A 24,706-nucleotide genomic window follows, 5' to 3' on the forward strand; every position below is an offset into this window, starting at 1 on the left:
CAGCCACGGGTGAGGCGTGAAGGCGGGCTCAGCCCGCCGTGCGGATGCGCCGGGTGGCGTCCACGTAGTCGTGCATGCGCTGGCGGGCGCTGCCGTCGGCAATGGCGGCGCGGGCGCGGGCCAGGCCGTCGGCGATGCTGCTGGCCACGCCGGCGACGTACAGCGCCGCGCCGGCGTTGAGCGCCACGATGTCCAGCGCCGGGCCCGGCACGTTGTCGAGCACGCCGCGCAGCATCGCGATCGATTCCTCCGGACCGCTTACCTTGAGGTTGCGGCTGGCCGACATGGCAATGCCGAAATCTTCCGGATGGATCTCGTACTCGCGGACCTTGCCATCGCGCAGCTCGCCGACCAGCGTGCCGGCGCCCAGCGAGATCTCGTCCATGTTGTCGCGGCCCCACACCACCATGGCGCGCTCGGCGCCCAGCTCGCGCAGCACGCGCGCCTGGATGCCCACCAGGTCCGGATGGAACACGCCCATCAGCACGTTGGTGGCACCGACCGGGTTGGTCAGCGGACCGAGGATGTTGAAGATGGTGCGTACGCCCATCTCGCGACGCACCGGCGCCACCACCTTCATCGCCGGGTGGTGCATCGGCGCGAACATGAAGCCGATACCGGTCTCCGTAATCGCCTGCGCCACTTCTTCCGGGCGCAGTTCGATGACCGCACCCAACGCTTCCACGGCATCGGCGCTGCCGGACTTGGACGACACGCTGCGGTTGCCATGCTTGGCAACCTTGCCACCGGCCGCAGCGACCACGAACATGGCGCAGGTGGAGATGTTGAAGGTGTGCGAGCCGTCGCCACCGGTGCCGACGATGTCGATCAGGTGGGTCTTGTCCTGCACCGGTACCGCCAGGGCCAGCTCGCGCATGACCGTGGCCGCGCCGGCAATCTCGCCGACCGTTTCCTTCTTGACCCGCAGGCCGGTGAGGATCGCCGCAGTCATCACCGGCGAGACCTCGCCGCGCATCACCTGGCGCATCAGGTCGACCATTTCGTCGAAGAAGATTTCGCGGTGTTCGATGGTCCGCTGCAGCGCTTCGTGGGGGGTGAAGGTCATGCGCGGTGTCCTTGCAGGAAGTTCTTCAGCAGGGCGTGGCCATGCTCGGTCAGGATCGACTCGGGGTGGAACTGCACGCCTTCGACCGGGAACTCGCGATGGCGCAGGCCCATGATCTCTTCCATGGAGCCATCCTCGTTCTCGGTCCAGGCGGTCACTTCCAGGCACGCCGGCAGCGTGGTCTTGTCCACCACCAGCGAGTGGTAGCGGGTGGCCTGGTACCGGTCCGGCAGGCCGGCGAACACGCCCTTGCCTTCATGCCGGATCGGCGAGGTCTTGCCATGCATGATGGTGCCGGCGCGGATCACGTCGCCGCCGTACACCTGGCCGATGCCCTGGTGGCCCAGGCATACGCCGAGGATCGGCGTGGTCGGGCCAAGCCGCTGGATCAGCTCCAGCGATACGCCCGCTTCGTTGGGCGTGCACGGGCCGGGCGAGATCACGATGCGCTCGGGCTTCTGCGCGGCAATCTCGTCCACGCTCATCGCATCGTTGCGCACCACCTTCACCTCGGCACCCAGCGTCTGCAGGTACTGCACGAGGTTGTAGGTGAAGCTGTCGTAGTTGTCGATCATCCACAACATCGGAATTTCCTGGTCAGAGGCCCTTGGCGGCCTGGGCTACAGCGCGGAACAGGGCGCGGCCCTTGTTCATGGTCTCGTCCCATTCCTTGCCCGGGTCCGAGTCGTAGACGATGCCGGCGCCGGCCTGCACGTGCAGGCGGCCGTCCTTGATCACCGCAGTGCGGATCGCGATGGCGGTGTCGGCGTCGCCATGCCAGCCGATGTAGCCGATGCTGCCGGCGTAGACATTCCGCTTGATCGGCTCCAGCTCGCGGATGACTTCCAGCGCGCGGATCTTCGGCGCGCCGCTGACGGTGCCGGCCGGGAAGGTGGCGCGCAGCACGTCGGCATAGCTCAGGCCCGGCTGCAGCTGCCCGGTAACTTCGCTGACGATATGCATGACGTGGCTGTAGCGCTCGATCACGAACTGCTCGCCCACTTCCACCGTACCCGCCTTTGAAACACGCCCCGCATCGTTGCGGCCGAGGTCGATCAGCATCAGGTGCTCGGCGCGTTCCTTCGGGTCGGCCAGCAGCTCGGCTTCGAGTGCGTTGTCTTCTTCCACCGTGGCGCCGCGCGGCCGGGTACCGGCGATCGGGCGTACGGTGACCTCGCCGTCCTGCAGGCGCACCAGGATTTCCGGCGAGGAGCCGACCACCTGCACGTCGCCGGTGTCGAGGAAGTACATGTACGGCGACGGGTTGAGCGCGCGCAGCGCCCGGTACACGTCCACCGGGCGCGCCTTGAACGGCACGCTCAGGCGCTGGCTGAGGACCACCTGGAAGATGTCGCCGGCGCGGATGTATTCCTTGGACTTGTCCACTGCGGCGATGAAGCCTTCGCGGGTGAAGCCGGACACGAAGTCGTTTTCGTCCAGCACGTCGCGGGTGATCGGCGCCGGGTAGCCCGCACCCGGCGCGCGCAGCTTTGCCACCAGCGTGTCCAGGCGTGCCTGCGCGTCGTCCCATGCGCCAGACTGGCCGGGGTCGGCATGCACGATCAGGTACAGGCGGCCCTTGAGGTTGTCGAACACCGCCAGGTCTTCGGAATGCAGCAGCAGGATGTCCGGGGTGCCCAGCTCATCGCGGCCGCGCGGCGGGGCCAGGCGCGGTTCGATATAGCCGATGCACTCGAACCCGAACCAGCCGACCAGGCCGCCGGTGAAACCGGGCAGGCCCGCCAGCTTCGGCACCGAATGGGCGCTGCGCAGCGCCTCGACCTCGGTGAACGGGTCGGCCACCTCACGGGTTTCCACCACCTGCCCCGCCTCGCTGACGGTCAGGGTATGGCCGTGGAAGGCATATACGCGCCGCGCCGGCAGGCCGATGATCGAGTAGCGCCCGAAGCGTTCCCCGCCTTCGACCGATTCGAACAGATAGGTGTGCGGGCCGTCGGCGAGCTTCAGATAGACCGAAAGCGGCGTGTCCAGGTCGGACAGCACTTCGCGGACGACGGGGATGCGGGTATGGCCTTCAGCGGCCTGCTGCTGGAACTGCTCGAGCGTGATCAAGACGACTTTCCTTCCGGGAAACGGCGGTGGCGGGACGGACGACGGCAACAGGCCACCATCGCCACCAACGGCGAGCGGAAGAAAGGGTATGCGGGGTCGTCAGAATGGACACCCGGGGACTGTACCGCATTGGCGGCACCGGATGGAACCCGCGCGCGCCCGGTCCAGTCACGGCCCCGCCGGCGGTTCAGCCGCCGACAGGGCCAGATGCGTCAACCCATGCGGCGTGCGGCCTGCTGCTCCTGTTCGCGCTGTTCGGCGCCCAGGTCGGTCACCAGCGCCGGTGTCGCAGCGGTGCGCGCCTGCTGGCGAGTGGCCTCGGCCACCTGCTCGGTGCTCACGCTGAGCGGCTGCTGGCGGCCGGCGACCACGTCCACCTGGGCCAGGTGGCGGTGCACCGACGTCAGGTCCTGGGTATCGACGGCGAAGACGCGGGTGCGGTCCTCGCTGAGTACGACCCGCTCGATGCGTTCCAGTCCTTCCTGCGTCGCCTTGGCCGCCAGCGCACCGGCCAGCTGGTCGCTCTGCAGGTCGGGCACGCGGTTGTGGGCCGCATCGATTCCATGCACCCCGGACTGCGCACCCTGGAACATGTGGTACTGCCTGTGGCCTGGGTCGTTGATGCCGACCACCAGCGTGGATGGCTCGGCGGCGACGGCCGCGTGCTTCTCCGCCGGGTGCTGGACGCGTTCGTGCTGTTCCAGCAGCGTGCGCGCGTGCGCCTCCTGCTTCCCGAGCTCGGCATCGAGACTGGGAATGACGGTATCGGCCATGCCATGGCGCGCGGCCGCCTCGCCGAAGGACGGCATGATGCGGTTCGCGAACACGGCGGTTTCGGCGAGGTTGAGCAGGTTCAGCGGGCGGTTGGCGGTTGGCACGTGCGTGGCAACGGCCGCCGCGGTCGCAGTACCCACGCCACCTACGGTAGCGAGTACGGCCGGGGCCTGCGCAGTGACGTTCTTCACGTGGTACGCGGAGAAGTCGTAGCCCTGGTCGACGTAGGCACCTGCGGTGGCATAGCCATTTCGCAGGGTTCCGGCGACCCACTGGCCCTGGCGGTCGATGCCGTCAGCGACGCGTTGCCCGGCCGCCCGCACGGTGGCGGCGTCTTCGCGCGCCTCGCGTTCGGCTTGAACGGCGCGGCTTTCCTGGGCGGTACGGATCTGCTCGGCGTTGGCCTGCAAGCGCTTCGATACGTCGTCCAGCCCGATCAGGTCCGCACCGGCAGACAGCGCCGACAGCGGCCCGGCCATCAGGTGGCCGCGCACGCGGTCGCGGGTGGCTTCCACCATGCCAGTCAGTTCGCGCCCACTGGCGATCACCGTGGTGCCCCCCTGCACGCCAACGCTCAGCGTGGCCGAGCCGGTTTCCACCACCTTGCCGACCACCATGCCCTGCACCCGCGCGACCTGCTCCAGGCCATCACCGGTCTTGTCCAGTGCGTACGCCACGCCGGCACCGGCACGTTCGACCTGTTCGCCCGCTACGCGACCGGCGCGCATGCCCTGCGCACCGGCGTGCAGCACGGTGGAGAGAGGACCCGCGAGTTCGGCGACCTGGCTGGGCGCGGCGGTGCGTGCGCGGTCGACCAGCTCGCCCTGCGCATTGCGGGTCTTGGCATCAAGCACGATTTCCATCTGGCCGGCGGCGACCGGCACGTTGCGCAGCGCTTCGTTGCCGGGCTTGGACCCCAGCTGCTCAACGAACTGTGCGGCGGAGGTCTGCGCCCCGGGCGGCAGCATCTCGCGCATCTTTTCGGTGACGAGCGACTGCATCATGGGTTCCTGCAGAAGCTTGCTGGCTTCGTTGGCCAGCAGCCCGTAGCCATTGCGCTGATGCTCGTTCAACCGCTGCAGGCCGTTCTGCACATCGTTGAGCACTTCGCCACTGGTTTGATACGTATGCACGGTCTGCTGCGGATTGAACACAGGTAGCCCGTTGTCTTTGGCGTACCGCGAAGCGGTGTCGGGATGCAGGCCGGCTGCATTGAAGGTGGTGGCACGCGCACCGGTCACGGCCGAGGCCGCAGAGGCCATGCCGCCACCGAGGGAGTGGCCGGCGATCTCGAATCCACCGGGAATGTCGCGATTGATGGTCGCCGCGAGCCGCATCGCGCGATCGTAGTAGTCACTACGCATGCCGATGCCCTGCTGACCGTTGTTGAGGAAGTCCTCCCCGCCGGACTCGCGTCGCCCTCCGGGTGCAGACGGGTCGATGATTACGCCCGTCGAGCCTTTGTAGACCACGACCGGCTTGGCAGCTTCACCGAGCACGGCCTTGTCGGGCAGGTAGATCTCCGCACGGAACCCGGACTGCAGGGGATGCAACAGGTCACGGATTTCATCGTCTTCCAGATTGATTCCCGCAGCGCGCAGCGTGGCGGGATCCTCGCTGGCACGCGACCAACCCACCGGCGGTGCACCGTCACCCTTTGCGGAAAGGTAGACATCGGCGGCGAGTCCGGACATCTCCCGTGCGTGATATGTCTCCTGAAGTCGATCTGCTTCGCTGTCATTGCCGCTGTCGCGCAGCTGCTGGACGAGGAGATGGTTCTGCTGGACGGCGCTGGCACGCGCCTGGAATTCGGGACCACTCATGGCAAGCTCCATTGCACAGTGAAGGCGCGCGATCCCCCCGAGCCGCGCTGCTTATCGAATAGCAGAACACTTTGCTAATGTCACCCTTTCAGGGGCTTCAACATCAGGATGATCATGCGCGTCAGTCTTCACAACATGATGACAAAAGGCCTCATAAGTGCGGCTTGGCTCACACTTTTTCTGGTCAATGGATGCGCCGCGTCCTCTTCACATGGGGCTGCGGATTACTTCGAAGGAAAAGCGCTGCAGCTTGCCGTGGCGACCGAGAACGGCGATGAAGACGCGATCAGGCGACTGATCAAGGAGGAGGGCGTTGATCCTGACAGGACCTTCGCACGCAGGGACGGCATCCCGCTCGTGGCCTGGCCACTACGTGCACGAAATCTGGATGGTTTGCGCGCACTGCTGGTCAACGGCGCAGATCCCAATGCCCGCGAAGTGAAGCAGATGAACGGCCGGGAGATCCGCTTCAACAACGCGATGGTCTATGCGGCCAAAATGGACGACCCGCGCTTCCTCGAGCTGCTGCTCGAGCATGGCGGCGATCCGAACACGCGGAATTCTGCCAATGAAACGTTGATGCTCCAAGCGTTCCTCAGTGGCAATCAGTGGAAGAACATCCAGACATTGATTGCGCACGGGGCAAACATCAACGAGTCCAACCTCCGCAAGGGCGATGACACGGTCCTGAGCTGGTACACCGGTCGGGGTGGCTTCGATTCCGCGTATTGGTTGCTTGAGCACGGCGCCGATCCCACCTTGGCGTCGCGCCCGCCGGCAGGGTCAAGCGCTCCTTCGCGCCAGCTGATGGTGGAAGACATCTACTGGGAAATCACGACGCCCGACCTTCTGCCGTGGCAGAAGAAGTCTCAGGCATGGCTGGTTGCACGGGGCATTCCGCGTCCGCCGATGCCTGAGCACATCAGGAAAAAGCGGGAGGCGTTCGGTTTTCCGTCGCGGGAAGAGGATGTGCCGTTGTTGTGAGAGCAGCCGGGCAAAACAGCCGGGCAGAGCCCGGCTCTACGCCAGGAGCGCGCTGTCCAGTGGAAGATGCATGCGCAGGCGCGATGCGACGCAGTCGATGCGGAAGCGGCGTGCCTTTACCGGTTCGCCGTCCAGATTGAGTGTCATCGGTTCGTCGGCGTCGATCTCCACCCACGGCGCACGGGTGCGTTCGGCCACCTGCTCCAATGCACCCTGCTTGCCGCCGCGTACCAGCGCGGCAAGGGTGGACGCGACTTCGCCGCTCAGCTCGGGAATCACGGTGACATCGAGCAGGCCGTCATCGACCAATGCCTCCGGGCACAGCACCTGCCCACCGCCGGCCTGGCGGCCGTTGCCGATTCCCAGTGCGATGAAGCCCCCTTCCCAGCTGAAGTCCGGCGTGCGCAGCCGTGCACGGATCGGCTCGATCCGGCCAAGCCGGGAGATGCCGGTAACCAGGTAGGCCAGACCACCCAGCACCTTCTTCAGACCTTCGTCGGTTTCCACCGTCACCTCGGTGCCGAAGCCGCCACTGGCCACGTTGGCGCACCACCACAGATCGCCCTCGGCATCGATGCGCAGCAGGTCCAGCGGTCGGGCGGCTTGGGCCAGGATCATCTGCAGGGCCTGCAGCGGCTCGTCGGGGATCCCGGCGGCTGTGGCGAAGTCGTTGGCGGTGCCCAGCGGCACCAGTCCCAGCGAAGGCAGGGCGTCGGCCGTTTCATCGCGGTGCGCCAGAGTCTCCGCCACCTCGCTCAGGGTACCGTCGCCCCCGGCAGCAATGATCGTATCCACCCCGTGCTCGATGGCTTCGGCCACGTACCGCTCGGCATCGCCATCCTCCCAGGTCACCCGGACTTCCAGGGTCACCCCCTGCTCGCGCAGCGCATGCACCGCCTCGCGCACCTCCTGGTTGCCGGTCGACTTGCCATTGAGGATCAGACGCCAGCGAAGACCACGCATACAGCACTTCCACGGTAGGGGGAGGCGCAGGCTATCAGGGGGATGTGTCAGGCCCAGTGAACGTCATCAAACGGTCACTGATCGCCCGGAGAATGAAAGTCCATAGCAGGGACGATGGATGGAGGCAGGATCAGCCTCCCGCTATTCCCAGGGCCGCATTCGCAAGAGTGCGGTCTTTTTTTTACGACGCGAATTTCTTCAACGCATCGCCTTCGAGCCGGAACACCGTCCATTCACTCTGCGGCTTCGCGCCGGCCGCTTCGTAGAATTTGATGGCCGGTTCGTTCCAATTCAGCACCGACCATTCGAACCGCCCGCAGCCTTCGGCAACGGCGATGCGGGCGATGTGCTGCAAAAGGGCCTTGCCGGCGCCGCTGCCGCGATGGGCCGGGCTGACGTACAGGTCTTCCAGGTAGATGCCGTTGCGGCCCAGCCAGGTGGAATAGTTGTAGAAGTACACCGCGTAGCCGATGGCGGTGCCATCGACGTCGCACACCAGCGCGCGGGCCTTGGCGTCGTTGCCGAACAGGCTGGCGACGATGCCGGCTTCGTCGGTCTGCACCGACGATTCGGCTTTCTCATAGATCGCCAGTTCGCGGATGAAGCGCAGGATCAGCGCGGCATCGGCGGCAGTGGCGGTGCGGATCTGCAGGCCGGCCGCGCCCATGCTCAGCCCCGCGCCTTGGCGACGTTGTGGCGCATCTGGTCGATCACGTCCTTGTAGCTGACCGGCGCGTTGAAAATGGCCGAGCCGGCCACGAACGCATCGGCGCCGGCGGCGGCGATCGCGCCGATGTTGTCGGCCTTGACCCCGCCGTCGATCTCCAGGCGCACGTCGCGGCCGCTGGCATCGATCTTCTGGCGGACCACGCGCAGCTTGTCCAGCGCCGAGGGAATGAAGGCCTGGCCGCCGAAGCCCGGGTTGACCGACATCAGCAGCACCAGGTCCAGGTCGTCCAGCACCCAGTCCAGGATGTCCACCGGCGTACCCGGATTGAGCACCAGGCCGGGCTTGCAGCCCAGCGAACGGATCAGCTGGATGGTGCGGTGCACGTGTCGGCTGGCTTCGGGATGGAAGCTGATGTAGGTGGCACCGGCCTCGGCGAAGTCCGGAATGATGCGGTCCACCGGTTCCACCATCAGGTGCACGTCGATCGGCGCGGTCACGCCGTGCTTACGCAGTGCCTGGCAGACCATCGGGCCGATGGTCAGGTTCGGCACGTAATGGTTGTCCATCACGTCGAAATGCACCCAGTCGGCGCCGGCGGCGAGCACGTTGTCCACTTCTTCGCCAAGGCGGGCGAAGTTGGCGGACAGGATGGACGGGGCAATGATGCAGTTGGACATGGCCGGGGCCTTCAGGACGTATGAAAAGAGGGGGCGCGCGCGCTCAGCGCTTGCGCAGGGTCTTGATGCGGTCGTAGGCGGCGTTGAGCTGGCGCGACCGGCGTTCGGCCTGCTGGCGCAGCTCGGGGGCGGCGCCCACGACCTTGTCGGGGTGGTACTGGGACATCAGACGGCGGTAGGCCAGGTCGACCTCGGCGTCGGTGGCTTCGGAGGTCAGCCCCAGCTCACGGTAGGGGTTCTCCCTGTTCAGGCGGAACCAGTCGGAATCGAAGGCATGCCCGATGAGCAGGCCGACCACGGCGCCGAACAGCGGATTGGGCCTGAAAAGCAGGGCGCCGGCGATGAATCCGAGCAGTTTTCCGTACCAGCGCATGGTCGTCGGGGCGGCCGTGGCAACAAGGGATCCTCATTTTACGTCACAGCGGGCCCAACCCGCTTTACACTAGGCCGCCCGCTGTCCCTGCGGGCCCTCCGGGTGCCCTGGGCAGCTGTCTCGACGAAGCCTCAGGAGTGCCCGTGCCGACCACGTTGTTGCAATCCGATCTCCCCGGCCTGCCCTTGCGCCATCGCGGCAAGGTGCGTGATGTTTTCGACATTCCACGCGAGCGGCTGCCCGCCGGCACCCCGCCGGGGGACTACCTGCTGATGGTCGCGACCGACCGTCTGTCCGCCTTCGACGTGGTGCTTCCGGACCCGATCCCGGGCAAGGGCGAAATGCTCTGCCAGGTGTCGAACTTCTGGTTCGCCAAGACCGCGCACCTGATGCCCAACCACCTGACCGGCATTGACGTGGCCAGCGTGCTGCCCGAGGGCGTGGACCCGGCCCTGTATGCCAAGCGCGCGGTGGTGACCCGCAAGCTCAAGCCGGTGCCGGTGGAAGCCATCGCCCGCGGCTACCTGATCGGCAGCGGCTGGAAGGACTACCAGCGCACCGGCAAGGTCAGCGGCATTGAACTGCCCGACGGCCTGCGCCAGGCCGAACAGCTGCCCGAGCCGATCTTCACCCCGTCGACCAAGGCCGCCGTGGGCGACCATGACGAGAACATCGACTTCGACGCGATGGTGAAAGCCGTAGGCGCCGACCTGGCCGAGCGCGTGCGCGACGCCACCCTGCGCATCTACAAGTTCGCCGCCGATTACGCGCGCGAGCACGGCATCATCCTGGCCGACACCAAGTTCGAGTTCGGGACCGACGCCGACGGTCGCCTGTACATCATGGACGAAATGCTGACGCCGGATTCCTCGCGTTACTGGCCGGCCGACGAGTACGAAGTGGGCACCAGCCCGCCGAGCTACGACAAGCAGTTCGTCCGTGATTACCTGGAGACCCTGGACTGGGGCAAGACCGCTCCGGGCCCGTCGATTCCGGCGGAGATCATCGAACGCACGCGCGCCAAGTACGCTGAAGCGTTGCAGCGGCTGGCGGGAATTTCGGTCGACTGAGGAACCTCGATGTCCACGACTACCCAGCTTGTGCGACCCATCGACCGGTATTTCGCCAGTTACTCGGCTGACCACCGCAATACGCTGAACCAGCGCATCCATGTGGTGGCGGTACCGGCGATCCTGTGGTCGGTGGTCGCCCTGCTGTGGTGCCTGCCGCCGTTGATCACCTGGTTCCAGTACGGGGTATGGGCAGGGGTGGCGATGTTCACCGCATGGTGCTTCTACAACCGGCTCTCACGCCGGTTGGGCCTGGGGATGCTGGCGTTCTTCTTCGTCTCCGGCTGTACCTGTCGGCTGCTGGAAGCCGAGATCGGCCTGTCCAACCTGGCCTGGCTGGGGCTGGGCGTGTTCGTGGTGGCATGGATCGCGCAGTTCATCGGCCACAAGTACGAAGGGCGCAAGCCCAGCTTCCTCACCGACCTGACCTATCTGCTGATTGGCCCGGCCTGGGTGATGGCCAAGTTCTACCGCCGGATGGACTGGCGGTACTGAGCATGCGCCGGGCAGCCCCCGGCGCCACGCGAACCTGAACGAAAATCATGCTCACTCCTGCTCCACGCGGGCGGGTGGAGCATGGCCGTGGGAGGGCGGTTGGACGGGGGAACCGTTCATGTTCGGGACGCGGTTGCGCAGCGCGCAGCCCCCGTCATTGCTGGGCCGACCGGCCGCCGGACATCGCGTTGCGCGGAATGTCCGGACCGCTCCATACGCGATGGAACGTACCCGAATGGGCGTCTGCCTGGCGATAGATAAAATGAATCACGCACGTTGCCTGCAATTGATGGCGTAATCGAGTCTTTCCGCGACAAATCCCCGCCTGTTAGACTGAAAGGCCTGCTCGTGAATCGCGCATTCCCTGCATGAATCCCAGCCTTCTCCTGCTGCTTGCCCTGCCCTTCCTGCTGGCGGTGGCCGTGGCCGTGTTCCGCCGCAGCTCCCGCGCTACCGCCGCCTGGATGGCCGCCGCCGCACCCGTGGGCGGTCTGGCGCTGCTGGCAACGATGACCCCCGGCATCCTGGATGGCGGGGTCTTGCGCAGTTTCGGGGAGTGGCTGCCGCAGATCGGGCTGGCCTTCTCGCTGCGGCTGGACGGGCTGGCCTGGATGTTCGCCGGGATGGTGCTGGCGATCGGCGCGCTGGTGGTGATGTACGCGCACTACTACCTGAGCCCGCGCGACAACGCGCACCGCTTCTACTGCTACCTGCTGCTGTTCATGGGCGCCATGCTGGGCATGGTGCTGTCGGGCAACCTGCTGCTGCTGATGGTGTTCTGGGAAATGACCAGCATCAGCTCGTTCCTGCTGATCGGCTTCTGGTCGCACCGCCAGGACGCCCGCGAGGGTGCGCGGATGGCGTTGGTGGTGACCGGCGGCGGCGGACTGGCGCTGCTGGGTGGCGTGCTGCTGATCGGGCGCATCGTCGGCAGCTTCGAACTGGACGCGGTGCTGGCCGCCGGCGACCTGATCCGCAGCAGCCCGCTGTACCCGTACGCGCTGTTCCTGGTGCTGGCCGGCATCTTCACCAAGAGCGCGCAGTTCCCGTTCCACTTCTGGCTGCCGCATGCCATGGCCGCGCCGACTCCGGTGTCGGCCTACCTGCATTCGGCCACGATGGTGAAGGCCGGCGTGTTCCTGCTGGCGCGGCTGCACCCGGCCCTGGCCGGCACCGACCTGTTCTTCTATACGGTCAGCGGGATCGGCGCGCTGACCCTGCTGATCGGTGCCTGGAACGCGATCTTCCAGCACGACCTGAAAGGCCTGCTGGCCTATTCGACGATCTCCCACCTCGGCCTGATCACCCTGCTGTTCGGCCTGTCCACGCCGATGGCGGTGGTGGCCGGCGTGTTCCACATCCTCAACCACGCCACCTTCAAGGCTTCGCTGTTCATGGCCGCCGGCATCATCGACCATGAAACCGGCACCCGCGACATGCGCAAGCTCGGCGGGTTGCGGCGGCTGATGCCATTCACCAGCGCGCTGGCAATCATCGCCTCGCTGGCGATGGCCGGCATTCCCCTGCTCAACGGCTTCCTCTCCAAGGAAATGCTGTTCGCCGAGGCGATCACCGCACAGGGCCCGGAGCCGATGCGCATCGCCGTGTCCATCGCAGCGCTGCTGGCCGGCGTGTTCGGCGTGGCCTACAGCCTGCGCTTCGTGCACGACACCTTCTTCGGCAAGGGGCCGCATGACCTGGACCGCGTGCCGCACGAGCCGCCGCGCTTCATGAAGGTGCCGGTGGAGATCCTGGTGGTGATCTGCGTCGCCGTGGGCATCGCCCCGGCCCTCACCGTGGCACCGGTACTGCACGCAGCGGCCTCGTCCATCCTGGGCCCGGCCATGCCGGCGTACAGCCTGTCGATCTGGCACGGCTTCAACATGCCGCTGATGATGAGCATCGGCGGGGTACTTGGCGGCATCGCGCTCTACTTTGGGCTGCGCCGCCTGATCAACCTGCATGCAGTGATCACCCGCGCCACCGGCCGCAACCTGTTCCACAAGCAGCTGGACGTGGTGTTCGGGTTCGCCCACTGGCTCACGCACACGCTGGCCAACGGCAGCCTGCAGCGCATGCTGATGGCGCTGGTGGTAGTGGCGATCATCGTGGCCGCCGCCCCCTTCGTGGCCAACCCGGTGTCGCCGAACTGGCCGTCACCGCAGCCGTTGTCGCTGCTGGGCTGGCTGGTGTGGGTGGTGATGATTGCCTGCGCGCTGGGCGCGTTGTTCCTGTACCGGCAGCGCCTGCTGGCGGTACTGGTGGTGGGCGGAACGGGGCTGATGGTCTCGCTCACCTTCGTATACCTCTCGGCGCCCGACCTGGCGTTGACCCAGCTGCTGGTGGAAATGGTCACCCTGGTGCTGATGTTGCTGGGCATGAACTACCTGCCGGCACAGTCGCCACCGGAGAAGTCGCAGTGGCGCAAGCGCCGCGACGCGCTGATCGCGGTGGTCGGCGGCGCCGGCCTGGCCGCCATGGCCTACAGCGCCATGACCCTGCCGCCCAACACCATGGCCGGCGAAATGCTGGCGCGGGCCCTGCCCGAGGCGTATGGCGAGAACGTGGTCAACGTGATCCTGGTCGACTTCCGCGGGTTCGATACGTTCGGCGAGATCACCGTGTTCGGCATCGCCGCGCTGGTGGTGCACGCCATGCTGCGGCGCTCGCGCATGGCGCCGGAGCAGATCATGCCCGGCCCGCCCATCCAGCTGCCGGTGCCGGCCGACCTGGCCCAGGTGATGTTCCCGCTGACCCTCACCGTGTCCATCTTCCTGTTCCTGCGCGGCCACAACGCGCCTGGCGGCGGCTTCATCGCCGGCCTGGTGCTGGCGGTGCCGCTGCTGATCCAGTACGTGATCCAGGGCACCGCGTCGGTGGAGTCCCGCTTCGGCTTCGACTATATCCGCTGCATCGGCGCGGGCCTGTTGATCGCCATCGTCAGTGGCAGTGCCTCGATGCTGTTCGGGGTGCCGTTCCTGACCAGTGGCCATATCGACCTGGACGTGCCGCTGATCGGCACCGTGCCGCTGGCCAGTGCCATCGGCTTCGACACCGGCGTGTACCTGGTGGTGTTCGGCGGCGCGATGCTGATCCTGTCGATGATGGGCACCGTGAAGCCCTCGCGTACCCGCGACTCGCGCAAGGGCGAGATCGATCCCAACCGCCGTTCGGCACGCACCGGGGAGACCCACTGATGGAACTGGCCCTGGCAAGTGCAATTGGCGTACTGGGTGCGATCGGCATCTACCTGCTGCTGCGCGCGCGCAGCTTCGACGTGATCCTGGGCATGACCTTCCTGTCCTATGCCACCAACCTGCTGATCTTCGCCGGCGGCCGGTTGGTCAGCGGCAAGGCGCCGGTGCTTCGCGCAGGACTGGATTCGAACCTGGGCAACTACACCGACCCGCTGCCGCAGGCGCTGGTGCTCACCGCGATCGTCATCGCCTTTGCGATGACCGCGGTGAGCATCGTGCTGGCCATGCGCAGCCGCAGCGACAACCACAGCGACCATGTGGACGCGCACGAGGATGAGGCTTCCGAGCTGCCCGATACCGCGCCCGGCCGGGAGGGTGGCGCATGAACCATGCGGTGATCCTGCCGATCCTGGTTCCGCTGGTCGGTGCTGCGTGTTCACTGTTCGTCGAACACCGCCGCTACGGGCCGACGGTGCAGCGCACGGTCGCGTGGACCACGCTGGCGGCGCTGGCCGCCGCCGTGGGACTGCTGTTCGCGCAGACCGCCGACGGCAGCATCGCGGTCTACCTGCTGGGCGACTGGCCCTCGCGGCTGGGCATTTCGCTGGTGGCCGACCGGCTGTCGAGCTGGATGCTGCTGACCACCGTGCTGCTGGCCATCCCCTGCCTGCTGCACGCCTGCTCGGGCTGGGACCGCCGCGCACCGCACTTCCATGCGCTGTTCCAGTTCCAGCTGGTCGGGCTGAATGGTGCGTTCCTCACCGGCGACATCTTCAACCTGTTCGTGTTCTTCGAGGTGATGCTGATCGCCTCGTACGGCCTGCTGCTCAGCGGCGGGCGCGGCCTGCGCATGCGCATCGGCCTGCACTACGTGGTGTTCAACGTCACTGCCTCGACCCTGTTCCTGATCTCACTGGGCCTGCTGTACGCCTCGCTGGGCTCGCTCAACATGGCCGAGCTGTCGCAGCGCATCGCCGACGTACCGGCCAGCCACCTGACCCTGACCAAGGCCACCATGGGGCTGTTGCTGCTGGTGTTCTGCAGCAAGGCCGCGCTGATGCCGCTGTACCTGTGGCTCCCCGAGGCCTATGCGCGCGCGCCGGCGGCGGTGGCTGCCCTGTTTGCGATCATGACCAAGGTGGGCCTGTACGCCGTGCTGCGGGTCAGCAGCCTGTGGTTCGGCGAGGACGCCGGTGCCATGGCCGGCTACGGCAGCCAGTGGCTGTTCTGGGCCGGCGTGGCCACGCTGCTGCTGGGTGGGCTGGGTGTTCTGGCCGCTGCGCGCCTTCGCGTGCTGATCTCCTACCTGGTGGTGGTGTCGGCGGCGACGCTGTTCATCGCCTTCTCCGTCCGCACCCCGGAAGTACTGTCGGCCGGGCTGTACTACCTGCCGCACTCCACCTTCGTCGCCGCCGCGCTGTTCCTCATCGCCGACCTGATCCGTCGCCGCCGTGGCGGTGCCAGTGACCGCAAGGAAGTCATCGCGCCAATGCCCGGCAAGGAAACGCCCGCGGTGCTGTTCCTGATCGGGGCGGTGTCGGTGGCCGGCCTGCCGCCGCTGTCCGGGTTCCTGGCCAAGGCGGCGCTGCTGGCCGGCATGCCGGCGCAGTACACCGCCGTGGTCTGGGCCGCCGTGCTCGGCAGCAGCCTGATGGTGATCGTGGGCATCACCCGCGGTGGCATCCGCCTGTTCTGGCGCGTGCCGGTGCTGGAAGAGGGCGTGCCGCCGCCGCGCAAGGCCCCCACCCGCACCGTTGAGCTCTTCGCCGCCGCCCTGCTGCTCTGCTATGGCATCGGCATGAGCGTGTTCGCCAACCCGTTGATGCAGTACACCGATGCCATGGCCGCCCAGCTGCTCAACCCGCAGGAGTATGTGGGTGAACTGCGCGCGACCACGCCGGAGATCCGCAACCCATGAACCGTCGCCCCCTCTTCCGTCGCGTGTTTCCCTCGCCGTCGCTGAGCGTGATGGTGACCGGGTTCTGGGTGCTGATGTCCGACAGCTTCACCCTGGGCCAGATCCTGCTCGGCATGGTGCTGGGCGTGGTGGTGCCGTTGTTCGCCGCGCGGCTGGACCGTGAGTTCGCCCGCATCGGCACGCTGCGGCCGCTGCCCAAGCTGGTCTGCGTGACGCTGTGGGACATCCTGGTCTCCAACATCCGCGTGGCGATCCAGGTGCTGGGACCCGAGCGTCGCATCCATCCCGGCTTCATCTGGCTGCCGCTGGACATCGCCAACATCCACGGCATTGCCGCGTTGACCAGCATGATCACCCTGACCCCGGGCACGGTGTCGGCCGCGCTGTCCGACGATCGCCGCTATCTGCTGGTGCATGTGCTGCACCTGGAAGATCCAGACGCGCTGATCAAGGAGATCAAGCGCCGTTACGAAGCCCCGCTGATGGAGATTTTCCCATGACCGGTTTCACCTTCATCCAGACCACCATGGCGGTGTGCATGCATATCGTCGGCCTGGCCATGCTGATGGCCACCTGGCGCCTGCTGCGCGGTCCGACCGTGCCCGACCGGATCCTGGCGCTGGACACCATGTCGGTCACCGCCATCGCCGAGCTGATGCTGTTCGGCATGTACCTCAACTCGGCGGTGTACTTCGAAGCAGCGCTGCTGATTGCGATGCTGGGCTTCGGCAGCACCGTGGTGCTGAGCAAGTTCGTGCTGCGCCGGGACATCGTCGAATGATCACCTTCATCCAGGTCGCGCTGTCGCTGCTGCTGCTGTTCGGCTGCTTCTTCATCCTGGTCGGTGCGCTGGGGCTGGTGAAGCTGGACACGTTCTTCAAGCGCCTGCATGCACCGACCAAAGCGAGCACGCTGGGCGTAGGCTGCGTGTTGTTGGGCTCGGTGCTGTACCACATCTTCCTGGGCGAAGACCCGCAGCCGCGCGAGCTGCTGATCACCGTGTTCCTGTTCATCACCGCGCCGATCAGCGCGCACATGATGGCCAAGGCGGCGCTGTCGCTGATGATGGAAAAGCGCCCGAGTCTGCCGGGGAACGAGACGGCGGAAGAGGAGCAGTTGCCGCCTCCGCGTCCGCGCATGGGGCCAGAGAGGGGCGACGATGGCGAACGCGTCGCCACGCGCACGGATCCCACCGCCGACCCGGAACAAGAGCTCTAATATTCAGCGAAGGCGCGTGATCGCGCACCGCGTTGGACACGCATGGCGTGTCGCTACGTGCGGAGCGACCACATTGCGCTGATCGGCGTAGCGACACGCCATGCGTGTCCCACGGGGCGCCGCAACATTCCGGATGCGGAACGAACCAGACGCATCAAGCCAGCAGCGCCAGCTCCAGAATCACCCACCCTACGAACGCCACCAGCAGGATCCCGCCTTCCTTCCGGCTGACCACCAGGTCGCCGCGCAGCATCGGGTACAGCACCAGCACGAAGGCGATGGCCGCCGGCAGCTCGAGCTTCACGAACGACTCGGGCAGCGCCAGCGGGCGCAGGGCGGCCATGCCGCCTACCACCACCAGCAGGTTGAACAGGCTGGAGCCGATCACGTGGCCCAGCACCATGTCGCCCTGGCCGCGGCGAGCCGCCACCATGGCTGCCGCCACCTCCGGCAGCGCGGTGCCGATGGCGACCGGCAGCAGGCCGACCAGCAACGGCGACCAGCCCAGGCTGGCGCCCATCACCGGCGCTGCACCGACGATCCAGCGCGCGCCGTAGTAGAGGCACACCGCCGCGAACACCACGCGGATCAGGTTGAGGCCCAGGCCGGTGCGGGTCATCGCGTAACCGGCAATCGCCTCCCGCACCCCTTCCGACTCCCGCTTCGCCGCACGCAGCACGAAGGCCAGCAGCGCAACGAAGCCCAGCAGCAGCACTGCGCCTTCCCAGCGCGCGATCACCCCGTCCAGGCCGAACACGATCAGCGCCAGGCTGGCCACGGCCAGCAGGATCAGCAGCGGCGAGAGCAGCCGTGCCCGCACCAGCAGCGGTGCAGCCAGCGCCGCCAGGGCCAGGGTCAGGCCCACGTTGACGATGTTGCTGCCCACCGCGTTGCCGAGCGCCAGGTCCTCGGCGCCGACCACGAACGCGCGTGCATTGACCACCAGTTCCGGCAGCGAGGTGCCGAAGGTGACCAGCAACAACCCCGCCACGAAGGGCGAGGCGCCGAAGCGCTGGGCCAGCCCGGAGGCAGCCTTGACGATGGAGTCGCCACCCAATGCAAGCAGCAGCAGGCCCAGCAGGAACCAAGCGGTAGCAGCGATCATTGGTGGATCCCCAGGTGTCGTGGCCCGATTCTAGGAACAGCCCTCTACGTAGTCCACCTGCGGGGTCTGACCAACCCGCCAGGCGGTGACCTTGCCATCCCCATCGATCTCGAAGTTGACCAGCGCGCCACCCTCGGCCACCGGGCGCACCCGCAGGTTGTGGCCGCGTTCGTCGTACTTGTGGGGCATCAGGTCGCCACGCTCCGGGTACAGGGTCTGCAGCTGGCCCAACGACATGCCGACCTTGCCACCACCCGGCGCCGCGATCCGGTCGTTGCGCACGTCATAGCGGACCAGGCGGTTGCCTTCGATCATCAGGATCACATCGTCAGCCTGGCTGCCCTGGGGACGCAGGGCGTGGCAGTAGTCGTCGGGAACTTCCCCCTGCAGGGGCTCCTTCCACGCGCTGCGCACCTCGTCAAGGCTCGAACCGAGGGTCAGGGGACCGTAGCCGTCCAGCCGGGCTGGACCCTGCGAGGCGGGCTCTGGAGCCGGGGTTGCGGGCGCGGTGCCCACAGGCGCGGCCGCCGCCGGCCCGGCTACCGCCGCCTCAGCGTCGGTCGACGGGGTCTCCGGAGCGCGGTCGCATGCGCTCAATGCCAACGCCACGCCCAGCGCCAAAACGCCTCCCAGCTGTTTCATCTGCAGGTCCTCCTGTGTGTGGTGCGCAGGCTAGCGTGGGAAATGTGCAGCCCGTGCATTCAGAGCGTGCCTGTCATCACAGTTACACGTCGGCCGTTCAGGCTCGGCATGCACCGCTTCGACCCCCATGCCCATGCAACCGCGCAAGACCGATCTCGCCCGCGACGCCCTGCAGGCCCACCGCGCGCCCCTGGACATGCGCCAACGGCGCCTGCTGATCCTGTGCGATGGCCAGCGCGACCTGGCCCAGCTCTCCGCCATGATCGGGCCGGAGGCGTCGGCGATGGTGATCCAGCTGATCCAGGCCGGCTACCTGGTGTCGACCGCCCCGGCGGAACCTGCACCCGCAGCGGTACCGGTGGCCTCGCCGACGTTGGCGGCACCCGCGCCTGCGGCCTCCGCCGCCGCACCGGTCACCGAGCGTCGCCGCTCGATGGTGGCCGCACGCATCTACCTGCTCGGCATCCTGGAACTCCAGCGTCACCCGCAGGCTGCCGCACTGCTGCATGCGCTGCAGCAGTCGCGCAGCGACGACCAGGTGATCGCGGCCCTGCACAACGCGCTGGACGCCCTGCCCGGCCTGACCTCGCCCGGCTACTGCGAGCGGGTCCGCCAGCGCCTGTTCGAGGTGCTGCCGGAGTCCCATCTGGCACAGCTGGAACAGGCCGGGGTGGTGGCGGGCTGACGCCCGCCTTGGCTCACGCGCTGAAGTTCTTCTTCAAACCCTTCCAGCACTGCTGGTAGCCACGCTGGCGGTGCGCAGCGTCCATCGCCTGCGCGGTGGGACGGATCACGCCGCGGGTTTCGAACATGAAGGCCATGGTGTCCTTGATCACGTCCGGCTTGCTGAGGTCAGCGGCAGACGCCTTCTCGAACGTGGCCGCGTCCGGTCCATGCCCGCTCATGCTGTTGTGCAGGGACGCGCCACCGGGCACGAAGCCTTCGGCCTTGGCGTCGTAGGCGCCGTGGATCAGGCCCATGAACTCGCTGGCGATGTTGCGGTGGAACCACGGCGGCCGGAACGTGTCCTGCGCGACCAGCCAGCGGGGCGGGAAGATCGCGAAGTCCATGTTGCTGGTTCCCGGCGTGTCACTGGGCGAGTGCAGCACCAGGAAGATCGACGGGTCCGGATGGTCGTGGCTGATCGAGCCGATGGTGTTGAAGCGGCGCAGGTCGTAGCGGTACGGCGCGTAGTTGCCATGCCAGGCGACCACGTCCAGCGGCGAATGGTCGATGGGCGCGCGCCACAGCTGGCCCTGGAACTTGGCGATCAGTTCGAAGTCGCCGTCCACATCCTCGTAGGCGGCGTGCGGGGTTTCGAAATCGCGCGGGTTGGCCAGGCCGTTGGAGCCGACCGGCCCCAGGTCGGGCAGCTTGAGCAGCGCGCCGAAGTTCTCGCACACGTAGCCACGGGCCTGTCCGTCCGGCAGCTCCACACGGAAGCGCACGCCGCGCGGGATCACCGCGATCTGCTGCGGTTCGATCTCGATCACGCCGAACTCGGTGAGCAGGCGCAGCCGACCCAGCTGCGGCACGATCAGCAGCTCGCCGTCGGCGTTGTAGAAGTAACGACCCCGCATGTCGGCGGTGGCCGCGTACAGATGGATGCCCACCCCGCCATGCGCGTCGGGCGAACCATTGCCGCCCATGGTGTACAGGCCGTCGACGAAGTCGGTCGGCGTGCCCGGCAGCGGCAGCGGGTCCCAGCGCAGCTGGTTGGGCGACACCGCGCCGTGCGCGAAGTCGCTGTGCAGGTGCGGCTGCGCGTACGGCTGGAACTCGCCGTGGGTCACCGCCGGGCGGATCCGGTACACCCAGCTGCGCCGGTTGCTGCCGCGCGGTGCGGTGAAGGCGGTGCCGGACAGCTGTTCGGCATACAGCCCGTGCGCGACCCGCTGCGGCGAATTGCGGCCAACCGGCAGCGCGCCCTCCACCGCCTCGGTGGCGAACTCGTTGCCGAAGCCGGTCTGGTAGCCGCGTGCGGAGATGGAGGACGTCATGGTCGGTTCCTTTTCTTACAGAACGCCGCGCTTGATCTGGTCGCGCTCGATGCTTTCGAACAGCGCGGTGAAGTTGCCTTCGCCGAAACCTTCGTTGCCCTTGCGCTGGATGATCTCGAAGAAGATCGGCCCGATGCAGTTGGTGGTGAAGATCTGCAGCAGCTTGCGCTGCTTGGTTTCCGGATCGGCGTCGATCAGGATCTTGTTCTTCGCCAGCCGCGGCACGTCTTCGCCGTGGCCCGGCACGCGCATGTCGATCACGTCGAAGTAGGTTTCCGGCGTGTCCAGGAACTCCACGCCCTGCGCGCGCATCGCTTCAACGGTGTCGTAGATGTTCTCGGTGAAGCAGGCGATGTGCTGGATGCCCTCGCCCTTGTACGCGTCCAGGTACTCGTTGATCTGGCTCTTCGGGTCGGACGATTCATTCAGCGGAATGCGCACGATGCCGTCCGGCGCGGTCATCGCCTTGGACACCAGGCCGGTCTTCAGGCCCTTGATGTCGAAGTAGCGGATCTCGCGGAAGTTGAACAGGCGCTCGTAGTAATCCGACCACTGCTGCATGTTGCCGAAATACAGGTTGTGGGTCAGGTGGTCGATGAAGGTCAGGCCGAAGCCGACCGGACGCGGATCGGCGCCTTCGATCGGCGCATAGTCGGTGTCGAACATGCTGCCGTGGGCACCATAACGGTCCACCAGGTACAGCATGCAGTCGCCGATGCCCTTGATCACCGGGGCCGGCACGGCCTTGGTTTCCGGCTTGAAGTCGACCACTTCGGCGCCGTTGCCCAGCGCAAGGCGCAGCACTTCGTCGCCCGGCTTCTTGAAGCGGATCGCGAAGCCGCAGGCGCACGGACCGTGCTTGTCGGCGAAGTCCGAAGCGAACGAATCGGGTTCTTCATTGACCAGGAAATTGACGTCGCCCTGGCGGTACACGGTGATGGCGCGCTGCTTGTGGCGCAGCACGGCGGTGAAACCCATCTTGCGGAAATAGTCGTGCAGTTCGGCACCCCGACCGGCCGGCGCGGCGAATTCGACGAACTCGAAGCCGTCGATGCCCATCGGGTTCTCGAAGGTGGTGACCTGCATGCCGGGGTTGGGGGCGTGCGACGCGGTTGCGGGCTGGCTGCTCATGATTGGGCTCCGAAGCGGCCCACCCCCGGAAAAAACCAGGTGCGGGCGGAAGGCAGACCCGCGAGAATGCGGAATCCGGAAACAAGGTTATAGTTTCACATGAAACCACCATCAAGGTGCACCGCAGCATGAGCCCAGCCGATCCCAGCAGCCACAGCATCCGTGCCTCGCACGCCCTGCTAGACCTCGAGCAGTTCCTGCCCTACCGGCTGAGCGTCCTGTCCAACCGGGTCAGCGGCAACATCGCCAAGCTGTATGGGGACCGGTACGGCCTGGCGATTCCCGAATGGCGGGTGATCACGATCCTGGCGCTGTACCCGGGCTCGTCGGCCAGCGAGGTCTCCGACCGCACCGCGATGGACAAGGTGGCGGTCAGCCGGGCCGTGGCCAGACTGCTCGAACGCGGCTTCATCAAGCGTGAAACCCATGGCGACGACCGCCGCCGCTCGGTGCTGGCGCTGTCTGCGGCCGGTTTCGAGGTGTACGAGACCATCGCCCCGCTGGTGATCGAGATCACCCGCAAGCTGATGTCGGTGCTCAGCGAGGAAGAGGAGCAGATGCTGGAAAGGCTGATCCTGCGCCTGGCCGGCGACGGCCTCCAGCGGATGGACGAGGGCTAGCTCAGATGTTTCCGCCGCGCATGCACCCACGGCGCAGCCAGCGCACCGATCGCACCGGCGGCCAGGCCCAGTGAGGCCGCCACGGCGGCCGCTTCCAGCGCGCCCGGCAACGCCAGCGCGGCGATCACCAGCAGCGCGGCCGGCAGCGCGATGAAGGTGGCCAGGAAGTACCGCCAGCGCGGCGCCCAGGTTCCCACCTGGAGCAGGCTGACCGGCATCCAGGTTTCGCCCGATGCGTCTTCGGCCAGTTTGGCCACCACCTTGGGCAGGTCCACTTCCACCGGACCTTTGCCGGTGCGTGCGGTGGCCAGCGCCCGTGCCACTTCATCGATGACCGGGTACGACGCCGGCCAGGACGTGGGTGCGCCCACGCCGTAGGCGGTCAGCAGCGGCACGCTCAGCCACGGCGCCAGCAGCGGGCGCAGCTTGCGCCGGTCCAGCACGCACCACACCTGGGCAACGCCATGGGCCACGACGCTGTACAGCGCCAGCTGGCCGGGCTCGGGATACGGCAGCACGTGGACCCGCGCGGCCATGCTGGGGTAGCCCATCTGGCGCAGGAAACCGGGGCGGGTACGCCCTTCCTGCGCCCAAGCCAGGCCCAGCGGCGCCACCAGGTACGCTTCGGCCGGGTCTTTCACCCCGGCGCCGGCGCGGTCGTCGCTGGCGAGGAAGAACGCCAGCGATTTCGGTTCCGCCACGTCGGCATGGTTCCAACGGCCGCTGTCGCCCAGCACGTGCCTGAGCGGCAGCCGCGCCGGCGCGGTTTCGGCTTTGGTCGCGTTGTGCAGGTAGGGCAGCACCGAGAGCACGAAGGCCTGCAGGTCGACGCCGCGGGCGCCGCTGCCCTGCCATTCGCTCGGCAGCAGGCCGGCCAGCGCCGGGTTGCGCGCCAGTGCGTCCAGTTGCGCCTTCTGCTCCACCAGCTTCTGCACGGCGGCCTTGAGCAGCACGTTGTCCGGAACCGATACCAGGGGCAGGCGGTACAGCGTTGCACCCGGGTCGGGCGTGTCGGCATCGCCAGCGTGAGCGGAGTGGTCGTCCAGCAACACCTCCGCCGGCGGCAGGCTCACGCCGCCCGGTGCCTCGAGGGCGGTGTCTGAAGTGCTGTCACTGGAGGCAGGCTGCATGCGTTCATTAGCGGCATCGCGCCCAGGAACTGTAGTGCCGGCCGCCGGCCGGCTCCTCGCGCGACCAGGCCTTGCCAGGAGCCGGCCAGCGGCCGGCACTACGTTCCATCGGAACGATCGGGCAAAAAAAATGCCGCGATGGTCGCGGCATTTTCCTGGTTTGCATCAGGGCGCCTGTGGCGGCGCCCAGTCCTTCATGAAGGCTAGGAACTTTTCGCGGTTGTAGCCCTTGGGCTGGCCCTTGTCGGCTTCCAGCTCGCCGGTGAACTGCGAGTGCAGCAGCGTGCCCTGCGCGTCCAGCACGAACAGGTGCGGGTAGCCCTTGATCTGCGGGTACTGCGACAGGAACGCGGCGTTCTCGTTGTCCTCGCTGTAGTTCACCTTCATCCAGACGTAGTTGGCGTCGCGGAAGCTGCGGATCTCCGCATCGCCCTCGACGAACGCGTCCAGCAGGTGGCACCACGAGCACCACTCCCCGCCCACGTCCAGCACGATCCGCTTGCCGCCCCGCTGGGCTTCGACCTTGGCGGTGGCCAGGTCGGCCACCGGGTCGCGGGCCGGATCGAACTGCGCATTGAGCGCGGCCACCGCAGCGACGTCCGCGGCGGCCGGCGTGTTGCCCGAGGCCACCGGTTGGCTGGGATCGGCCACCGGCGGCTTCTGCTCGGTGGTGTCCAGCGGCTGCGCAGGTGCGGCGGTGGGCGCCGACGGCGAACAGGCGGCCAGCAGGCCGGCCACGATCAACGAAGCACCCACAGCGGACATGCGCATCGCAGA

At 67.1% G+C, this 24,706-nt stretch carries 25 protein-coding genes; 11 read left to right on the forward strand and 14 right to left on the reverse strand.

All coding sequences use genetic code 11. The features are described 5' to 3' along the window. Window positions 1-28: 28 nt before the first annotated feature. The 4 genes from trpD to PDM28_RS17530 all read right to left on the reverse strand — a co-directional run bounded on the left by trpD (window position 29) and on the right by PDM28_RS17530 (window position 5,736). On the reverse strand, window positions 29-1,066 hold the full coding sequence (gene trpD / locus PDM28_RS17515; protein ID WP_311183020.1) for an anthranilate phosphoribosyltransferase: 1,038 nt from the start codon (window positions 1,064-1,066) through the stop codon (window positions 29-31). Then, window positions 1,063-1,650 (reverse strand): anthranilate synthase component II, encoded by a 588-nt coding sequence (locus PDM28_RS17520; protein WP_102946094.1) that lies wholly within the window; start codon window positions 1,648-1,650, stop codon window positions 1,063-1,065. The genes trpD and PDM28_RS17520 overlap by 4 nt, the downstream gene beginning before the upstream one ends. Before the next feature lie 13 nt (window positions 1,651-1,663). Then, the gene (gene trpE / locus PDM28_RS17525) at window positions 1,664-3,139 is read right to left on the reverse strand and encodes an anthranilate synthase component I (protein ID WP_311183021.1); all 1,476 of its coding nucleotides are present in this window, start codon (window positions 3,137-3,139) and stop codon (window positions 1,664-1,666) included. Window positions 3,140-3,351: 212 nt separating this feature from the next. Then, on the reverse strand, window positions 3,352-5,736 hold the full coding sequence (locus PDM28_RS17530) for a Tle-like phospholipase domain-containing protein (protein ID WP_311183022.1): 2,385 nt from the start codon (window positions 5,734-5,736) through the stop codon (window positions 3,352-3,354). A gap of 114 nt (window positions 5,737-5,850) precedes the next feature. Here PDM28_RS17530 and PDM28_RS17535 point away from each other — a divergent pair, with 114 nt between their 5' ends. Then, entirely contained in the window at window positions 5,851-6,720 is an 870-nt protein-coding gene (locus PDM28_RS17535) for an ankyrin repeat domain-containing protein (RefSeq protein ID WP_311183023.1), read from the forward strand. A gap of 36 nt (window positions 6,721-6,756) precedes the next feature. On the opposite strand, the gene yegS is transcribed toward PDM28_RS17535, so the two are convergent. The 4 genes from yegS to PDM28_RS17555 form a co-directional block, all read right to left on the reverse strand. Further along, on the reverse strand, window positions 6,757-7,683 hold the full coding sequence (gene yegS / locus PDM28_RS17540; RefSeq protein ID WP_311183024.1) for a lipid kinase YegS: 927 nt from the start codon (window positions 7,681-7,683) through the stop codon (window positions 6,757-6,759). A gap of 181 nt (window positions 7,684-7,864) precedes the next feature. Then, window positions 7,865-8,350, reverse strand: coding sequence for a GNAT family N-acetyltransferase (locus PDM28_RS17545; protein ID WP_311183025.1), 486 nt, complete (start codon window positions 8,348-8,350; stop codon window positions 7,865-7,867). A gap of 2 nt (window positions 8,351-8,352) precedes the next feature. Next, window positions 8,353-9,030, reverse strand: coding sequence for a ribulose-phosphate 3-epimerase (gene rpe / locus PDM28_RS17550; RefSeq protein ID WP_311183026.1), 678 nt, complete (start codon window positions 9,028-9,030; stop codon window positions 8,353-8,355). 43 nt (window positions 9,031-9,073) lie between these two features. After that, the gene (locus PDM28_RS17555; RefSeq protein ID WP_070207432.1) at window positions 9,074-9,403 is read right to left on the reverse strand and encodes a J domain-containing protein; all 330 of its coding nucleotides are present in this window, start codon (window positions 9,401-9,403) and stop codon (window positions 9,074-9,076) included. Between the two features lie 143 nt (window positions 9,404-9,546). Here PDM28_RS17555 and PDM28_RS17560 point away from each other — a divergent pair, with 143 nt between their 5' ends. The 8 genes from PDM28_RS17560 to PDM28_RS17595 all read left to right on the forward strand — a co-directional run bounded on the left by PDM28_RS17560 (window position 9,547) and on the right by PDM28_RS17595 (window position 17,301). Beyond that, a complete protein-coding gene (locus PDM28_RS17560) occupies window positions 9,547-10,473 on the forward strand; it encodes a phosphoribosylaminoimidazolesuccinocarboxamide synthase (protein WP_172448134.1) in 927 nt (308 codons plus the stop codon). Between the two features lie 9 nt (window positions 10,474-10,482). Beyond that, complete coding sequence (locus PDM28_RS17565) at window positions 10,483-10,968, forward strand: Mpo1 family 2-hydroxy fatty acid dioxygenase (protein ID WP_311183027.1); 486 nt, start codon at window positions 10,483-10,485, stop codon at window positions 10,966-10,968. Window positions 10,969-11,336: 368 nt separating this feature from the next. Then, the gene (locus PDM28_RS17570) at window positions 11,337-14,165 is read left to right on the forward strand and encodes a monovalent cation/H+ antiporter subunit A (protein WP_311183028.1); all 2,829 of its coding nucleotides are present in this window, start codon (window positions 11,337-11,339) and stop codon (window positions 14,163-14,165) included. After that, window positions 14,165-14,551, forward strand: coding sequence for a Na+/H+ antiporter subunit C (locus PDM28_RS17575; protein WP_102946104.1), 387 nt, complete (start codon window positions 14,165-14,167; stop codon window positions 14,549-14,551). The genes PDM28_RS17570 and PDM28_RS17575 overlap by 1 nt, the downstream gene beginning before the upstream one ends. Then, entirely contained in the window at window positions 14,548-16,083 is a 1,536-nt protein-coding gene (locus PDM28_RS17580) for a monovalent cation/H+ antiporter subunit D (protein ID WP_311183029.1), read from the forward strand. The genes PDM28_RS17575 and PDM28_RS17580 overlap by 4 nt, the downstream gene beginning before the upstream one ends. Continuing rightward, window positions 16,080-16,583, forward strand: coding sequence for a Na+/H+ antiporter subunit E (locus PDM28_RS17585; RefSeq protein WP_311183030.1), 504 nt, complete (start codon window positions 16,080-16,082; stop codon window positions 16,581-16,583). Before PDM28_RS17580 ends, PDM28_RS17585 begins: the two co-directional genes overlap by 4 nt. Further along, the gene (locus PDM28_RS17590) at window positions 16,580-16,864 is read left to right on the forward strand and encodes a K+/H+ antiporter subunit F (protein ID WP_070207425.1); all 285 of its coding nucleotides are present in this window, start codon (window positions 16,580-16,582) and stop codon (window positions 16,862-16,864) included. Before PDM28_RS17585 ends, PDM28_RS17590 begins: the two co-directional genes overlap by 4 nt. Then, window positions 16,861-17,301: a Na+/H+ antiporter subunit G gene (locus tag PDM28_RS17595; RefSeq protein ID WP_311183031.1), complete on the forward strand. Its 441-nt coding sequence runs from the start codon at window positions 16,861-16,863 to the stop codon at window positions 17,299-17,301. The genes PDM28_RS17590 and PDM28_RS17595 overlap by 4 nt, the downstream gene beginning before the upstream one ends. Window positions 17,302-17,455: 154 nt before the next feature. Here PDM28_RS17595 and PDM28_RS17600 read toward each other — a convergent pair whose 3' ends face one another. Further along, complete coding sequence (locus tag PDM28_RS17600; RefSeq protein ID WP_311183032.1) at window positions 17,456-18,406, reverse strand: sodium:calcium antiporter; 951 nt, start codon at window positions 18,404-18,406, stop codon at window positions 17,456-17,458. Between the two features lie 30 nt (window positions 18,407-18,436). Further along, complete coding sequence (locus PDM28_RS17605; protein ID WP_311183033.1) at window positions 18,437-19,048, reverse strand: hypothetical protein; 612 nt, start codon at window positions 19,046-19,048, stop codon at window positions 18,437-18,439. Window positions 19,049-19,181: 133 nt separating this feature from the next. Between PDM28_RS17605 and PDM28_RS17610 the strand changes: the two genes are divergently transcribed. Continuing rightward, the gene (locus PDM28_RS17610) at window positions 19,182-19,733 is read left to right on the forward strand and encodes a hypothetical protein (RefSeq protein WP_311184726.1); all 552 of its coding nucleotides are present in this window, start codon (window positions 19,182-19,184) and stop codon (window positions 19,731-19,733) included. Between the two features lie 13 nt (window positions 19,734-19,746). On the opposite strand, the gene hmgA is transcribed toward PDM28_RS17610, so the two are convergent. Then, window positions 19,747-21,048 (reverse strand): homogentisate 1,2-dioxygenase, encoded by a 1,302-nt coding sequence (gene hmgA, locus PDM28_RS17615; RefSeq protein ID WP_311183034.1) that lies wholly within the window; start codon window positions 21,046-21,048, stop codon window positions 19,747-19,749. A 15-nt stretch (window positions 21,049-21,063) separates the two neighbouring features. Then, entirely contained in the window at window positions 21,064-22,179 is a 1,116-nt protein-coding gene (gene hppD, locus PDM28_RS17620) for a 4-hydroxyphenylpyruvate dioxygenase (RefSeq protein WP_311183035.1), read from the reverse strand. 128 nt (window positions 22,180-22,307) lie between these two features. On the opposite strand from hppD, the gene PDM28_RS17625 reads away from it, so the two are divergent. Further along, the gene (locus PDM28_RS17625) at window positions 22,308-22,799 is read left to right on the forward strand and encodes a MarR family winged helix-turn-helix transcriptional regulator (RefSeq protein ID WP_311183036.1); all 492 of its coding nucleotides are present in this window, start codon (window positions 22,308-22,310) and stop codon (window positions 22,797-22,799) included. Here the strand turns inward: PDM28_RS17625 and PDM28_RS17630 are convergent. Next, complete coding sequence (locus PDM28_RS17630) at window positions 22,796-23,929, reverse strand: hypothetical protein (protein ID WP_311183037.1); 1,134 nt, start codon at window positions 23,927-23,929, stop codon at window positions 22,796-22,798. The two genes, PDM28_RS17625 and PDM28_RS17630, sit on opposite strands and share 4 nt — an antisense overlap. Window positions 23,930-24,094: 165 nt before the next feature. Further along, window positions 24,095-24,700 (reverse strand): thioredoxin family protein, encoded by a 606-nt coding sequence (locus tag PDM28_RS17635; RefSeq protein WP_311183039.1) that lies wholly within the window; start codon window positions 24,698-24,700, stop codon window positions 24,095-24,097. Window positions 24,701-24,706: the final 6 nt, after the last annotated feature.

Origin of the sequence: Stenotrophomonas aracearum, assembly GCF_031834615.1 — a bacterium.
Classification (GTDB): domain Bacteria; phylum Pseudomonadota; class Gammaproteobacteria; order Xanthomonadales; family Xanthomonadaceae; genus Stenotrophomonas; species Stenotrophomonas aracearum.

What these genes read in the sequence shown, in the direction of transcription:
- PDM28_RS17590 (WP_070207425.1), top strand. Translation starts at nt 16,580, where the DNA reads ATGACCGGTTTCACCTTCATCCAGACCACCATGGCGGTGTGCATGCAT.
- PDM28_RS17565 (WP_311183027.1), top strand. Translation starts at nt 10,483, where the DNA reads ATGTCCACGACTACCCAGCTTGTGCGACCCATCGACCGGTATTTCGCC.
- PDM28_RS17570 (WP_311183028.1), top strand. Translation starts at nt 11,337, where the DNA reads ATGAATCCCAGCCTTCTCCTGCTGCTTGCCCTGCCCTTCCTGCTGGCG.
- PDM28_RS17545 (WP_311183025.1), bottom strand. Translation starts at nt 8,350, where the DNA reads ATGGGCGCGGCCGGCCTGCAGATCCGCACCGCCACTGCCGCCGATGCC.
- PDM28_RS17635 (WP_311183039.1), bottom strand. Translation starts at nt 24,700, where the DNA reads ATGCGCATGTCCGCTGTGGGTGCTTCGTTGATCGTGGCCGGCCTGCTG.
- PDM28_RS17530 (WP_311183022.1), bottom strand. Translation starts at nt 5,736, where the DNA reads ATGAGTGGTCCCGAATTCCAGGCGCGTGCCAGCGCCGTCCAGCAGAAC.
- rpe (WP_311183026.1), bottom strand. Translation starts at nt 9,030, where the DNA reads ATGTCCAACTGCATCATTGCCCCGTCCATCCTGTCCGCCAACTTCGCC.
- PDM28_RS17600 (WP_311183032.1), bottom strand. Translation starts at nt 18,406, where the DNA reads ATGATCGCTGCTACCGCTTGGTTCCTGCTGGGCCTGCTGCTGCTTGCA.
- PDM28_RS17630 (WP_311183037.1), bottom strand. Translation starts at nt 23,929, where the DNA reads ATGCAGCCTGCCTCCAGTGACAGCACTTCAGACACCGCCCTCGAGGCA.
- PDM28_RS17575 (WP_102946104.1), top strand. Translation starts at nt 14,165, where the DNA reads ATGGAACTGGCCCTGGCAAGTGCAATTGGCGTACTGGGTGCGATCGGC.
- hmgA (WP_311183034.1), bottom strand. Translation starts at nt 21,048, where the DNA reads ATGACGTCCTCCATCTCCGCACGCGGCTACCAGACCGGCTTCGGCAAC.
- PDM28_RS17520 (WP_102946094.1), bottom strand. Translation starts at nt 1,650, where the DNA reads ATGTTGTGGATGATCGACAACTACGACAGCTTCACCTACAACCTCGTG.
- trpD (WP_311183020.1), bottom strand. Translation starts at nt 1,066, where the DNA reads ATGACCTTCACCCCCCACGAAGCGCTGCAGCGGACCATCGAACACCGC.
- PDM28_RS17585 (WP_311183030.1), top strand. Translation starts at nt 16,080, where the DNA reads ATGAACCGTCGCCCCCTCTTCCGTCGCGTGTTTCCCTCGCCGTCGCTG.
- yegS (WP_311183024.1), bottom strand. Translation starts at nt 7,683, where the DNA reads ATGCGTGGTCTTCGCTGGCGTCTGATCCTCAATGGCAAGTCGACCGGC.
- PDM28_RS17580 (WP_311183029.1), top strand. Translation starts at nt 14,548, where the DNA reads ATGAACCATGCGGTGATCCTGCCGATCCTGGTTCCGCTGGTCGGTGCT.
- PDM28_RS17605 (WP_311183033.1), bottom strand. Translation starts at nt 19,048, where the DNA reads ATGAAACAGCTGGGAGGCGTTTTGGCGCTGGGCGTGGCGTTGGCATTG.
- PDM28_RS17595 (WP_311183031.1), top strand. Translation starts at nt 16,861, where the DNA reads ATGATCACCTTCATCCAGGTCGCGCTGTCGCTGCTGCTGCTGTTCGGC.
- hppD (WP_311183035.1), bottom strand. Translation starts at nt 22,179, where the DNA reads ATGAGCAGCCAGCCCGCAACCGCGTCGCACGCCCCCAACCCCGGCATG.
- PDM28_RS17625 (WP_311183036.1), top strand. Translation starts at nt 22,308, where the DNA reads ATGAGCCCAGCCGATCCCAGCAGCCACAGCATCCGTGCCTCGCACGCC.
- PDM28_RS17555 (WP_070207432.1), bottom strand. Translation starts at nt 9,403, where the DNA reads ATGCGCTGGTACGGAAAACTGCTCGGATTCATCGCCGGCGCCCTGCTT.
- PDM28_RS17535 (WP_311183023.1), top strand. Translation starts at nt 5,851, where the DNA reads ATGCGCGTCAGTCTTCACAACATGATGACAAAAGGCCTCATAAGTGCG.
- PDM28_RS17610 (WP_311184726.1), top strand. Translation starts at nt 19,182, where the DNA reads ATGCAACCGCGCAAGACCGATCTCGCCCGCGACGCCCTGCAGGCCCAC.